Source organism: Gordonia sp. ABSL11-1, assembly GCF_030315685.1.
Classification (GTDB): domain Bacteria; phylum Actinomycetota; class Actinomycetes; order Mycobacteriales; family Mycobacteriaceae; genus Gordonia.
In genome coordinates, this window is record NZ_JASXSI010000045.1 from 1 (window position 1) to 13,253 (window position 13,253).

Consider the following 13,253-nt stretch of genomic DNA (forward strand, 5'->3'; position numbering starts at 1 on the left):
AAACGCTCACCGCACTCACCTGATCCAGATACCTCAACCAGCCGCCGAACGTAGTGATCTCCTCCGCATCGTCCAGAGCCGATGGGCTGCAGGAGAATCCGACAACTCGGTGTCCGTCGGACAGTTCGACCGATCCCAGCGTCATCGGCTCGGGCAGCTCGGTCAGGAAGGAGGCGAGTGCAGCGGGGGAGAGGCGCCAGATCCCGCCGTCGATCGCGCTCTCGACGCCGAGGTCGGCCACCAGGCCGGGCTTCGGAGGCGTCGTGTCCAGTGCGTACAGACGGTACCCACGCGCGGTACGGTCAAAACCGACGAATCGGGCCCCGCGACTGCGTAGTTCGTGCTCCAACGGCTGGCCGGGCAGATGGGCACCGACGACGAACAGGTCCGTCGTCGGTGCACCGGCCGCTTCGATCCACGGTGCGCCCGCGGGCAACGGCGGCGCGCATCCCGGCGCAGCAACTGACTCCGGTGCTTCGTGGACACGTCGGGCGATGTCCAGAGCCACCGCGTCGTGGAACGCCGGGGCCAGGACGGTCACGCCGAACTGTCCGTCGCCGACGGTGCCGGCAGGTACCGCCACGCCGCACATGTCGAAGAGATTCGTGAAGTTCGTATACGTGCCGAGCCAGGCGTTGACCCCGATCGGATCGTCGGCGACCTCGACCGCTGACGGCTGCCCGGGCGTGGTCGGTACGAGGAGTGCGTCGCAGTCGGCGAGCAGCGCCATGCTCTGCGTGCGGAGATAGTCGAGGCGGGCCAGATCGGTGACCATCTGCGACGCGCTGATACCTCCGGTGCGGGAGATGATCTGTCCCACAACCGGGTCCACCTCATCCGGGTGGGCGTCGACGTAGGCGCCGACCGACGCGTGGCGCTCGGCGACCAGCGCCCCGTCGTACAGGAGGCGTGCGGCCTCGAGGAAGGTCGCAAACGGGATCGGACGAATCTCGACGCCATCGAGGCGCAGGCGGTCGACGCTCCGTTCGAACGCCGCGTTCCAGCCCGGTGCCATGTCGACGAGAACATCCGGAATCGCGACACAGGCGTTCGTGGGCGCTGCGAGCGGGATGTCCGCGGGAATCGGCCGGGTGCCGTCACCGCCGGCCATCACCGACATCGCGACGTCGGCGGTGTCGATGTCGCGGGCCATGATGGTGACCGCATCCCAGGAACGGCAGGCCGGCAGCACACCGGTCGTCGAGACGACACCCAGCGTCGGTTTGATGCCGACGACGCCTTGGAACGCGGCCGGCACCCGACCCGAGCCGGCGGTGTCGGTGCCGATCGCGATGTCGGCGAGTCCGAGCGCGACCGCCACTGCCGATCCCGAACTCGATCCGCCTGAGACGAACTCCGGGCGCCGAGAGTCACGGACTCCGCCGTACGGGCTGCGCTGCCCGACCAAGCCGGTGGCGAACTGGTCCAGATTCGTTGTACCCACCACCGTCGCACCGGCGGCTCGCAACCGGGCCACCGCCGCCGCGTCCTCGGGTGCCGGCGTGGTGGAGAAGCCTGGGCACGCGGCAGTCGTCGGGTAGCCCTCCACGTCGACGTTGTTCTTCACCGCCAGCAGCAAACCGGCCAGAGGTCCGGCCGCAGTATCGAACTCGGCGCGGATGGAATCGTGATCGGCGACGTGGATGCACACCTCGGGCCGGTCCGCCGCGGTCAGGGCGTCGACGAAGGCGTCCACACGATCGGTCATCGGGGGTTACTCCTTGCGTAGGTGACGTCGCCGGACTCGACGAGCCGTCCGTCGTCGAGCAGCGGTGTGAAGGCGTTCTGCAGGTGCGGGGCGTGCCCGGTGTCCGGCAGCACGCGATACCGGATACCCGTCAACGCCGACAACGCCTGCACCGATGCGTGCCGCGCCCTGGGTGACCTCTCGCCGACGGTCAGCGTCACCGACGTCGGACCGATCGCGGGTGGGTGCGGTTCGAACGCCCGGAACATGGCCAGTTCGCGGCCGACGGTGGCGGCGTCGGCGGCCGTCATGTCCGGATGCCACTCCGGTCCGTACAGCGCGTGGCCGAATCCGGTGACGCCGTCGGCATGGAACCCGGCGACCACGTCGTCGAGCAGCCCGGGGGCGAGTGCGCCGGCGGCCGGCTCGTGCAGGATCGCGGCAGACATCGGTACCCCGCGGGCTGCGAGCTCGAGTCCGAGGGTTGCGCCCCCGCTGACGCCGATCACCAGCGCCCCGGCACACAACGGTGCCAGGGCCTCGATCTCGGTGTCGAGGTCACCCGACTGCGGTCGGACCGGGACGTGTACCGCAAAGCCCAGGCGCGACAACACTGTTGCGGTCTCGTCCCACACTGGTGGGTCGACGGCGACGCCGCAGATCAGGACGGCGCGTGGATCACGGCTCACGTCGCGGCAGCGGCCACAGGTGCGCCCACTGCGGACAGCAACTGGGCCGACGTCGCGGTGGCTCCGAACACCCCGCCCTGCATCGCGATCATGCTCAGCGCGGCGAGATGGTGGTCATGATCGGTGGCACCGGTGCAGTCCGAGAGGACCAGACACTCGTAGCCACGGTCGTTGGCCTCCCGCATCGTGGTGTGCACGCACACATCGGTGGTGATGCCGGTGAGGATCAGATGCGTGATGCCGGCGCTGCGCAGGATCAGATCCAGGTCGGTGGCATAGAACGCGCCCTTGCCGGGCTTGTCGATGATCGGCTCACCAGGAACCGGGGCAACCTCCGGAACGATCTCCCACCCGGGCTCGCCGCGGACCAGGATCCGGCCGCACGGCCCGACCGAGCCGATCTCGGCGCCGGCACGCGCCGATCGCCAGCGCTTGTTCTCGGGCAGGTCGCTGAGATCGGGGCGGTGACCCTCACGGGTGTGCACGACCAGCATGCCCTCCTCGCGGCAGGCGGCGAGGACCTCGGCGGTCGGCGCCAGTCCCGCTCGCGTGAGGGACAGGTCGTAGCCCATCGAGTCGACATAGCCACCCGGCCCGCAGAAGTCGACCTGCCAGTCGATCAACACCAGTGCGGTGCGGCTGATGTCGACCGCGCCGTCGTAGGGCCACGGATAGGGATGTGCATCAACAGGTGTGGTCGTCATGTCGGATCTCCGAGTTCGTAGAGGAAGGTCACGCTGCCACCGCCGGGCCGGCCCTGATGTTCGGCCCCGCCGGACACGTACACCGCGCCGTCACCCTTGACCGCAGCGGCCAGCGCGCCGACGGCGGCGCGGGCGTGCCGGGTGGAGTTGATGTCGGAGTCGGTCAGCATGGTGTGGCGCAGGCCGCGGATGCTGCCGCTCGGATCGGCTTCGGCCTTGACGAAGAGCTGTCGTATCGTGCCGCCGCGCTGGTCGATGACGTCGGCCGCGTCTGTCAGCGCGCCGAGGTCGAATCCATCCTTCATCTCGGTGTGCAATGCGCGCAACGGATTCGATGCATTCGGGCTCTCCGCGACGACGAGGATGTGACACGAGTCGAGTTCCGCACCGGCGCTCGCCGACGCGCGGTTCGACCATGCCGCGCCACGGCCGGCCAGCGCGTCGTGAGCAGTGGCGCGGTCGATCTCGTCGAGCGCCACCGCGATCCCGAGCGAGCTCGCGGCTCGCGACCGGCCCATCGACTCGTAGGTGTCGGCCGATACGGGTTCGATTCCCTGCGAACGCAGTTCGGTGATGTCGGTGGAGGTGAGCAGTGGGCACTTGACCAGGGCGAGATGCACGTCGGACGTCGCGACCCCGAGGTCGGCGATCATCTTCGCGACGGTGTCACGGACGGCGTCCATCTGTCGCTCTCGCCCGATGTCGGCGAGCGGGATGGGCGTGGTCGTCGTCGCGGCGGCCACCATGCCGCGGTCGTAGCGTTTGTCGGAATCGTCGTCGGCTATCAGGAGATTCACGTGTGGGGAGAGCACTCCCTCGGTGCCGCCGGAGAACACGGTCACCGCATCGGGGCGGAGGTGCGGTTCCCAGGCGGCGGCCGCCAGGGTTCTGCTGAAGTCGTTGACGCAGCCGTTGCCCTCGGTCTTTCCGATGACGGCGAGGATGGACGTCGGATCGACGCCGTGCTCGGCGGCCAGCCGTAGTGCACTGGTGTCGTCGGGTCCCGCGGTGGGGAACGTCAGGAGTCGGACTCCGGTCATACCGTGACCTCCTTGTCAGGTGTGGTTGTCGTCGTGGGCGAGTGCTTCTCGGGTCGACGCCGACGGCGTGGCAGATGGTGGAAGAAGAGGTTGAGCACGAAGGCGGTGATCACGGCGCTGCTGATCGCGTTGCCGAAGATGATCTGCACCTCAGAGGGGAACTGCGAGTAGATGTCCGATGACACAATCGGGATCATCCCGGCGCCGAGTGCGAGGGAGACGATCAGGAGATTGTCGTTGTCGCGGTAGTCGACCTGAGCCAGGGTGCTGATGCCCGTTCCGGCGACGGTGGCGAACATGAGGAGGCTGACCGAGCCGATCACCACGCCGGGCAGGCTGGCGATGGTTTCGCCGAGTTTGGGTATCAGGGCCAACACAATGAGGAGGCCGCCGGCGACGACGACCACCGAGCGTGCTGCGACCTGGGTGATCCGGACGAGGCTGACATTCTGCGCAAAGATGGTGTCGGGGAACGACGTCCACAACCCCGCCAGAACTGCGGAGGTGCCGTCGGCGGCCAGGCCGCGAGCGATCCGCTTCGGTGTCACATCGGTGCCGGTGGTCTCGCCGATGGCCATCATGTACGCGGTGGACTCGATGAAGATCACCAGCATCACGATGCTCATCGAGATGATCCCGGCGGCCGGGAACGTGGGGGCACCGAAGAGGAAGGGTTGCGGGATGCCGAACCAGGCAGCGTCGCCGACGCCGGAGAAGTCGGTCAACGACATCAGCGCTGCCACCGCTGTCCCGAGAACCAGTGCGATCAGCACTGCGGCCTGCCGGAGAATGCCTCGGGCGTAACGCATCAGGGCGACCGCCACCAGGATGATGCCGAGTGCGAGCGCCAGGTGGGAGCCGCTGGCCGGCTGGTCGTCGAAGGTCATCGACACGGCCTTGCCGATGAGGCTGAGTCCGATCATGGTCACGGCGGCGCCGCGCACCGCCGGTGGGAAGTACTTCAGCAACTTCGAGAACGGCACGGCCACAAGTAGTCCGAACACGCCTGCGCCGATCATCGAGCCGTAGACCGCGTTGATCCCGTACTCCTGGCCGATCATGATCATCGGGGTGACGGCCGTGAACGACGCGCCGGCCACCACCGGCAACTTGGCGCCCAGTACCTTCCCGACGCCGGCAGCCTGGATGATGGTGACGATGCCGGCGATCAGCAGGTCGGCGTTGACCAGGAGCCCGATGGTGCGTTTATCGAGATCCATCGCCGCACCGAACACCAAAGGCACTGCGACGCAACCGGTGTACATGACGAGTACGTGTTGGGCGCCGAAGACGGCGGTCTGCCATCCTCGGAGCCGGCGCTGCTCGGGGCCGGCAGTGGGCGAAGTCGTTGGCATACGAAATTCGTATACGTTCGATGTGTCTCCTGCGTTAGAAGGTGTAACCAACACGTAAAACGAAGAAAGTTCGTATACGAAACTGAGGTCACAGAAGGTCGTGGAGTAGCGCCTCGTCCTTCTGTACGTGTTCCTCCATCAGGTAGCCGGCCTGGACGGGCGACCCGTCGAGGATGGCACCGGCGATCGCGGTGTGGTCCCGCCAGCAGCCATCGGCCCGGCTTTCGACGTCGCGGTCGAACACCCACGCGATCCGTCGGAACGTGTGCTCCAGCATGCGGGCGAGTTCGCCGTTGCCGGACGCCTGTGCGACCAGCGTGTGGAACCGCAACACGAGGGGTGGGACCTGATCGTGCTGATGGGTGCGCTCGGCCTGGCGACCGGACTCGGTGACCTGCCGGAGTTCGGCGGCGACGGTACCTCCGAGCCGCTCGGCCGCGAGCCTGGCGCCCAGCACCTCGAGACCCCGGCGCACCTGCATGAGTTCGAGAGCGTCGACGCGGGAACTGCCGGAGACGGTGGCACCTTTGTATCGCTCCAGCGTGACGAAGCCTTCGCTCTGGAGCTGTGACAACGCCTCGCGGACGGGGACGCGCGAGACGCCGAAGCGCTCGGCCAACATGGGCTCGGGGAGCCGGTCGCCGGGACTGAGCCGGTTGTCGAGAACGTCGTCGCGGATGGCGGCGGCGATCGACTCCCGGGTGGCCGGGCGGATCGCCGTACTGTCAGAACTCACCTCCTCAGAATAGGCCGTCCGGTGTCGGGGTCGGGCCACAGATGTCGAGACCATCAGTGCATCAACACTTCTGGGGCATGTCAGCCGATGGGCGAGGCTCGGATTCGTCACGTAGCCGTAACAGACCCCACACGTCCACGTCATCGTCCGCGCTCACACTCATCCGAGTGTGATCACACATGGGATTCGGATCGGAGTGATATCACAGTGGCAACGGACATACTGACGCCCACCATCGGGGAAAGCGTCTACCAGGAGATTCGACGCAAGATCCTCGACGGTCGGATCGCCCCGGGTACGCGCGTCTCCATCAGGTCGCTCGCGCAGTCGCTCGGCGTATCCACGATGCCCACACGCGAGGCTCTCAAACGGCTGCACTTCGAAGGCCTCGTCGAGTTCGACCGTCGCGCCGTGACCGTCACCAGACTGAACGCCCGTGAGATCCGCCAACTCTTCGCCATCCGGCTGAACCTCGAATCGCAGGCAACCGAATGGGCGCTGCCACGACTCGACCACGAATCCACCGTCTCGATGCGCAAGATCCTCGACCAGATGGCCTCATCCGACATCACCGCTCACGAATGGCGCGAACTCAACCGCGAGTTCCATCAGACGTTCTATGACTGCGCCGACAGCCGGTACCTGGGCGAACTGATCCGGAACACGTGGGACAGGGTCCAGCCGTACATGGCCATTTACGCCACCGTGCCCCACACCCTCGATGAGGCACGACGCCAGCACGAGCAGATGTTCGACCTCATGTGCGACGGCCGGCTGGACGAACTCCTCGACGCGACACGACACCACCTCGAGCACACCGCGGACGCCATCGTCGGCGCTCTCGACGGCGGGCTCGGCTCGGACAAGGAGCATCACGTCAACTATGCGGAACTGACCATCGACGAGCTGCATCGCATGATCCGCAGCGGGGAGACCACCAGCGCGGCGGTGACCGGCTGGTACCTGAACCGGATCGATGACATCGACTCGATCGACAATCCCGACGGACTGCAGATCAACTCGGTGGTGACGGTCAACGACCGAGCACTCCGGGACGCCGCCTACATCGACGAGGTCTATGCCAAGACAGGGGAACTCGTCGGACCGCTGCACGGTGTCCCGATCCTGGTGAAAGATCAGGGCGAGACCGCAGGAATTCCCACGGCCTTCGGGTCCGAAGTGTTCGCGGACTATGTACCGGATGCCGACGCCGTCGTCGTCCGACGACTTCGCGAGGCCGGGGCGGTCATCCTCGGTAAGACGTCGATGTGCGACTTCGCCGCCGGGTGGTTCTCCTTCTCCTCACGCTCGGAGCACACCAAGAATCCGTACGACCCCAGCCGCGAGACCGGCGGGTCCAGTGCGGGCACCGCAGCAGCCGTCACCGCGAACCTCTGCCTCGTCGGCATCGGGGAGGACACCGGTGGGTCCATCCGGCTGCCGTCGTCGTTCACCAACCTGTTCGGATTGCGGGTGACGACCGGCCTCATTCCGCGTACCGGCTTCTCCCCGCTGCTGCACTTCCAGGACACCCCCGGGCCGATGGCGAGGACCGTGACCGATCTGGCACGCGTGCTGGACACCATCGTCGGATTCGATGCCTCCGACGCCTATTCCGGTGTCGCAACCGCGAACCCGGACGTCGGGGACTATCGCGCAGCGCTCGAGGATGTGGCGTCGTCCGCGTTGGCCTCGTACCGAGTCGGGGTCCTCACCGACGCGTTCGGTCACGGAGTCGACCAGGACCAGACGAACGCTGTCGTCCGAGCGGCGATCGACGAACTCGCCACATGCGGAACAACTGTCGTCGGGGATCTCCGTCTCGGCGATCTGCAGAGCTGGATTCGCGAGACATCGATGTACTCCTTGCGGTCCAAGCAAGACATCGATGCGTTCCTCGGTGATCGTCCGACAGCACCGGCGGCCTCGGTGAAGGAGATCGTGGCGGCCGGCGCGTTCCACCCACTCACCGACCTCATGCGCGACATCGGGGACGCTCCCGACGATGTCGACGACAATCCGGACTACCTGCGCGGTCGGCTGCGGCAGGAGGAGTGGCGTCGAGTGCTCGTCTCGATGATGGCCGAGGCCGACGTCGACTTCCTGATCTATCCGACTGTGCAGGTGCCGGCGCCCACGCGTGACGACCTCGCCGCCAAACGCTGGACCGCACTGGATTTCCCGACCAACACCGTCATCGCATCGCAGACCTCGCTGCCCGCGATGAGCATCCCCGTCGGCTTCACCGACGACGGACTTCCCATCGGGATGGAGGTCGTGGGGCGGCAGTTCTCCGAACGTGCCCTGCTCCGATTCGCCCGTGCCTGGGAGCTGGCCGCGAGCCCGAGACGGCCCGCCGTGGCGACCGTGCTCGACGAGGGCTGAGTCGTGGAGATCGACATCAACTGCGATCTGGGTGAGAGTTTCGGCGTCTACGTCTATGGGGCCGACCCGGACATGATGCCGCTCATCACCTCCGCCAACATCGCATGCGGAGCGCACGGGGGAGACCCCGCGGTGATGCGGGAATCCGTGGATCTCGCCATCGCCCATGGCGTGGCGATCGGCGCGCACATCGGCCTCGAGGATCGCGCGGGCTTCGGACGCCGGGAGATACCGACCACGCCACAGCAGGCCTACGACCTGTGTCTTTATCAGGTGGGCGCGCTGGAGGCCTTCGTCCGCGTGGCCGGAGCAGTCATGCAGCATGTGAAACCACATGGCGCGCTGTACATGATGGCCAATCGCGATGCGGCGCTGGCCGACGCGATCTGTCGCGCAATCCGGAGCTGGAATCCGGGTCTGTATCTGTATGTGCTGCCCGGGTCGGCGCTGCACCGGCGCGCCGTCGAGCATGGTCTGTCGGTCATCCCGGAGATCTTCGCCGATCGCCCCTACCTCGACGGCGACGTCCAGATGTACGACCGCACCGCACAACTCATCGGGGGGCCCGACGTCGTCGTCGCCCGAACTCTCGAACAGCTGAACGGGCCACACCGCGGAGAGATCCGCACGGTGTGCCTGCACAGCGATACCCCGAACGCGCCGGCACTGCTACACGCCGTGTGTTCTGCCCTCAACGTCGAGGGCTACAGCTTCGTCTCGCCGAGTGCGGCGCAGATGGAGATGGTCACTCGCCCGAATCACACAGCATTGGCCCAGAAGGGATCCCTATGACCACGCGAATCGAGACGCCCCCGATGTCAGAACACGACGGGCACCACGGACTCGAGGCCGAGTTCGAGAACGTGCCCGTCCCCGACTCCCACCGCAGATCCGTCTTCTCGGTGTCCGCAGTGTGGTTCGGGTTCCCGATGGTCCTCACGTCGGCAATCTTCGGCGGGACCATCGTGTACGGACTGGGCTTCTGGAAAGGCATCCTGTCCATCCTGATCGGCAATCTGGTGCTGTTCGCCTACGTCGGATCACTCTCCTACCTCGCGGGTAAGACCGGCAAGAACTTTGCGCTCAGCGCCGCAGAGACATTCGGCCGCAACGGCGCCAAGATCGTCGCCGGCTTTCTGTCGACGGTGGTCATCGGCTGGTTCGCCTTCCAGACCGGACTGACCGGAGCCACTCTCGAGACCTCCCTCGGATGGAACGCAACCTTGCTGGGGCTGATCGCCGGACTGCTCTACATCGGCATCACCTTCATCGGTATCCGCGCACTCACGGTGATCGGCCTCATCGCCGCTCCACTGTTCATCGCGCTCGGAATCGTGGCCGTCGTGATCGCCACCCGCACAGACGGTATCGGCTCGATCACCTCGTTCCAGGGTTCGAGCAGCGCCACGGTTCTGTCGATGGGCGCCGCCATCACCGTGGTCATCGCCGGCTTCGTCGACTCGGGCACCATGACCGCCGACTTCACTCGTTGGTCACGCAACGGACGTGAAGCCGTCGTCGCGACGTTCAGTGCCTTCCCGATCGCCAACATGATCGCCATGGTTGTCGGCGGCATCGTCGTCGCCGCCGGAGCCGCCGTCGACCCCGCCGCCAACGGTGGCGACTTCCTGCCGATCCTGACCGAACACGGCCCCGTGTTGACCGTTCTCGCTGTCATCTTCGTGTTCGTCAACCTCGGATCTGTCTGCGCTCACTGCCTGTACAACGGTGCCGTCGGCTGGAGCCAGCTCACCGGCTCGACCATGCGGCTGCTGACCATCATTCTCGGTGCGGTAGGACTGGCGATCGCGCTTGCCGGGGTCTGGAGTCACTTCAGCACCTGGCTCAACCTGCTCGGAATCTTCGTCCCGTCGATCGGTGCAGTCCTGATCGTCGACCAGCTGATCACACGCCGCGCGACTCAGCGGGCGGCCACGGCGTTCCGGGTGCAGCCGTTCATCGCCTGGATCATCGGTGCCGCGTGTGCCTACATGGTGCACCATTGGGCGCCGCAGCTCAGTGAGGCGATCGTCGGAATGGTGTGTGCGGCAGTGGCCTACCTCATCGTCGAAGCAGTTGTTCCGGAGCGGCTCCCCCGATCCGTGGCAACCGCCACCACGGAGATCGAGGTCTCGGAGAAGTCGGCGTCGAACGTCGAGGCGCCGCAGTGACTCTCGCACCCGGCATCGACCTGACGCGGACCTCGGCCGTCGATCTCGCCGCGATGATCCGTGCCGGAACGATCACGGCGACGGAGGTGGTCGAGAGCTGTCTCACCCGCGTCGACGCACTCGACGGCGAACTCCACGCTTTTGTCGAGCGGACCGACGACCTCGCGCGGGAACAGGCGGCCGTGGTCGACGCCGCCTTCGCGCGCGGCGACGACCCCGGACCGCTGGCCGGAATCCCGATCGCCATCAAGGATCTCATCGCGACCGCCGGGATCGTCACGCGCAACGGGTCGGTCGCATATCAGGACTGGGTTCCCGATGAGGACGACATCGTCGCCGAACGGGTACGCAGCGCAGGGGCGTTGATCGTCGGGAAGACGACCGTCCCGGAGTTCGGGTACAGCGGTGTCGGCCACAACCCGGTGTCGCCGGCGGCCCGCAATCCATGGAATCCTGCGCTGACACCAGGCGGGTCGTCGGCCGGGTCGGCCGTGGCCGTCGCCACCGGTATGGCGCCGCTGGCGTTGGGCAGTGACGGCGGCGGGTCGGTGCGGATACCAGCATCGCTCTGCGGGCTGGTCGGATTCAAGGCCTCGATGGGCCGCGTCCCGCTGTACCCCGGTTGTCGCGACGAACGGTATCCGGGGGTGTCGAGTTGGGAGTCACTCGAACACATCGGGCCGATGACCCGAACCGTCGGCGACACTGCGCTCCTGATGTCGGTAATCGCGGGACCTGATCCGCGCGATCGGCATTCACTGCCGGCCGGTGACACGGACTGGATCGGCTGCATCGCCGACGATTCCGCGGAGCATGTCGCAGGCCTGCGGATCGCGTACTCGCCCGACCTCGGGTACCTGCCGGTCGAGCCCGCGGTCCGCGAGGTCGTCGCTGAAGCTGTCACGGCGTTCGAACAGCTCGGTGCGACGGTCGTCGAGGTCGAGCCGGGGATCCACGACTCCCGTCGACACTTCTGGCCGATGGTCATCGCCGACACAGATCTCGTCGGGATGCGGAACATGGTCGACGAGTACGGCGATCGCATGTCACCGCATCTCGTCGAGCTCATCCGACACCCCTGGACGGCAGAGGATCTCACCACCGCGCAGATGGTGCGCAAACGAGTAGTGAACCAGGTATCGAGGCTCATGCGCGACCACGACCTGCTGATCACGCCCACACTCGCGGTTCCGGCCTTTCCCGTCGGCATGCAGGGACCAGAGCTGATCGACGGACACATGGTGGATTCGGGTAGCTGGCTGGGATTCTTGAACATCTTCAACATGACCGGACAGCCGGCGATCTCGGTTCCCGCCGGCCACACCGCCGACGGTCTGCCCGTCGGCATGCAGATCGTCGGGCGCCACCTTGCCGACGGTGACGTGCTGAGGGCGGCAGCGGCGTTCGAACGGACACAGCCGTGGCGAGATCGGTGGCCGGCAACTCCGAGCCCCGGAGCCTTACAGGCAGGAGAGCGACGATGACAGGACTCGACGGACTCAACCCCACCCCTGGAGCGCTCGTACTCGGGTTGGTGCAGGCGCGAGTGCCCACCATCACCGAGCCTGCCGATCTGAAGGCGACTGCGGAGCGCCTCGCCGATGTCGTGAAGCGTGCCAAGAAGGGCATGCCGACAATCGATCTCGTGGTCATGCCCGAGTACAGCATCAACGGGCTCGACCCGGAGACGTGGCTCGACGACAGCCTGCTGTGTGATCGGGATGGGCCCGAGATGGCGGTGCTCGCCGATGCGTGCCGTGAGGCAGGCGTGTGGGGATGCTTCTCCATCATGGAGCGCAACCCGGACGGCGCACCCTGGAACAGCGGGATCATCGTCGACGATCAGGGGAGTGAGCGGCTCTACTACCGCAAGATGCATCCGTGGGTGCCTGCCGAGCCGTGGGCGCCAGGTGATCTGGGCATTCCGGTGTGCGACGGACCGGCCGGTTCACGGCTGGCACTGATCATCTGCCATGACGGCATGCTTCCCGAGATGGCACGAGAGGCCGCGTACAAGGGTGCCAATGTCATCCTGCGAACAGCCGGATACACCTACCCGATCCAGCAATCGTGGCGGATCACCAATCAGTCCAACGCCTTTCACAACCTCGCCTACACGGCATCGGTGGCGCTCGCCGGGCCCGACCAGAACAACATCTGGTCGCAGGGTGAAGCGATGGTCTGTGACGTCGACGGCACCGTTCTCGTGCAGGGAGACGGAACCCCGGATCGGGTCGTCACCGCGGAAGTCGTTCCGTCCCGCGCCGACGACGCGCGACGGACGTGGGGAGTCGAGAACAACATCTACCAACTGGCTCACCGCGGGTACACAGCTGTCGCCGGCGGTGTCGGCGACTGCCCGTACACCTTCATGCAAGACCTCGTGGCGGGCGACTATGCGGTGCCGTGGGAGGCCGAGGTCGAACATGTTGACGGCACTGGGGCGGGGTGGGGGGCGCCTGAGAGTGTGCGGGCGAGGTGAGCTA

General features: G+C 66.5%; 11 protein-coding genes. 5 read left to right on the top strand and 6 right to left on the bottom strand.

The window, feature by feature from the left end; genetic code table 11:
- The 6 genes from atzF to QSJ19_RS25860 form a co-directional block, all read right to left on the bottom strand.
- A partial coding sequence (gene atzF, locus QSJ19_RS25835; protein WP_286323913.1) for an allophanate hydrolase occupies nt 1-1,708 on the bottom strand: 1,708 nt, incomplete at its 3' end.
- Entirely contained in the window at nt 1,705-2,376 is a 672-nt protein-coding gene (locus QSJ19_RS25840; protein WP_286323914.1) for an alpha/beta fold hydrolase, read from the bottom strand. The genes QSJ19_RS25840 and atzF, both read right to left, overlap by 4 nt.
- Nucleotides 2,373-3,080 (bottom strand): biuret amidohydrolase, encoded by a 708-nt coding sequence (gene biuH, locus QSJ19_RS25845; RefSeq protein ID WP_286323915.1) that lies wholly within the window; start codon nt 3,078-3,080, stop codon nt 2,373-2,375. Before biuH ends, QSJ19_RS25840 begins: the two co-directional genes overlap by 4 nt.
- Nucleotides 3,077-4,120 carry a cyanuric acid amidohydrolase gene (atzD, locus tag QSJ19_RS25850; RefSeq protein ID WP_286323917.1) on the bottom strand — a complete coding sequence of 348 codons (1,044 nt, stop codon included), beginning with the start codon at nt 4,118-4,120 and terminating at the stop codon, nt 3,077-3,079. The genes biuH and atzD overlap by 4 nt, the downstream gene beginning before the upstream one ends.
- Complete coding sequence (locus QSJ19_RS25855; protein ID WP_286323918.1) at nt 4,117-5,475, bottom strand: nucleobase:cation symporter-2 family protein; 1,359 nt, start codon at nt 5,473-5,475, stop codon at nt 4,117-4,119. Before QSJ19_RS25855 ends, atzD begins: the two co-directional genes overlap by 4 nt.
- An 88-nt stretch (nt 5,476-5,563) precedes the next feature.
- The gene (locus tag QSJ19_RS25860) at nt 5,564-6,211 is read right to left on the bottom strand and encodes a GntR family transcriptional regulator (RefSeq protein ID WP_286323919.1); all 648 of its coding nucleotides are present in this window, start codon (nt 6,209-6,211) and stop codon (nt 5,564-5,566) included.
- Between the two features lie 207 nt (nt 6,212-6,418).
- Between QSJ19_RS25860 and QSJ19_RS25865 the strand changes: the two genes are divergently transcribed.
- From QSJ19_RS25865 to QSJ19_RS25885, 5 genes are read left to right on the top strand one after another with little or no spacing between them, the layout of a single operon-like run.
- Complete coding sequence (locus QSJ19_RS25865) at nt 6,419-8,596, top strand: amidase family protein (RefSeq protein WP_286323920.1); 2,178 nt, start codon at nt 6,419-6,421, stop codon at nt 8,594-8,596.
- Between the two features lie 3 nt (nt 8,597-8,599).
- Nucleotides 8,600-9,388: a 5-oxoprolinase subunit PxpA gene (locus QSJ19_RS25870; RefSeq protein WP_286323922.1), complete on the top strand. Its 789-nt coding sequence runs from the start codon at nt 8,600-8,602 to the stop codon at nt 9,386-9,388.
- Nucleotides 9,385-10,767 (top strand): cytosine permease, encoded by a 1,383-nt coding sequence (locus QSJ19_RS25875; protein ID WP_286323923.1) that lies wholly within the window; start codon nt 9,385-9,387, stop codon nt 10,765-10,767. Before QSJ19_RS25870 ends, QSJ19_RS25875 begins: the two co-directional genes overlap by 4 nt.
- Nucleotides 10,764-12,251 (top strand): amidase, encoded by a 1,488-nt coding sequence (locus QSJ19_RS25880; protein WP_286323924.1) that lies wholly within the window; start codon nt 10,764-10,766, stop codon nt 12,249-12,251. Before QSJ19_RS25875 ends, QSJ19_RS25880 begins: the two co-directional genes overlap by 4 nt.
- Nucleotides 12,248-13,249, top strand: a complete 1,002-nt coding sequence (locus tag QSJ19_RS25885; protein WP_286323925.1) for a formamidase — start codon at nt 12,248-12,250, stop codon at nt 13,247-13,249. Before QSJ19_RS25880 ends, QSJ19_RS25885 begins: the two co-directional genes overlap by 4 nt.
- The last annotated feature ends 4 nt before the right edge of the window (nt 13,250-13,253 follow it).

Coding starts and splice junctions, on each gene's coding strand:
- QSJ19_RS25875 (WP_286323923.1), top strand. CDS start 9,385: ATGACCACGCGAATCGAGACGCCCCCGATGTCAGAACACGACGGGCAC.
- QSJ19_RS25885 (WP_286323925.1), top strand. CDS start 12,248: ATGACAGGACTCGACGGACTCAACCCCACCCCTGGAGCGCTCGTACTC.
- QSJ19_RS25855 (WP_286323918.1), bottom strand. CDS start 5,475: ATGCCAACGACTTCGCCCACTGCCGGCCCCGAGCAGCGCCGGCTCCGA.
- biuH (WP_286323915.1), bottom strand. CDS start 3,080: ATGACGACCACACCTGTTGATGCACATCCCTATCCGTGGCCCTACGAC.
- atzD (WP_286323917.1), bottom strand. CDS start 4,120: ATGACCGGAGTCCGACTCCTGACGTTCCCCACCGCGGGACCCGACGAC.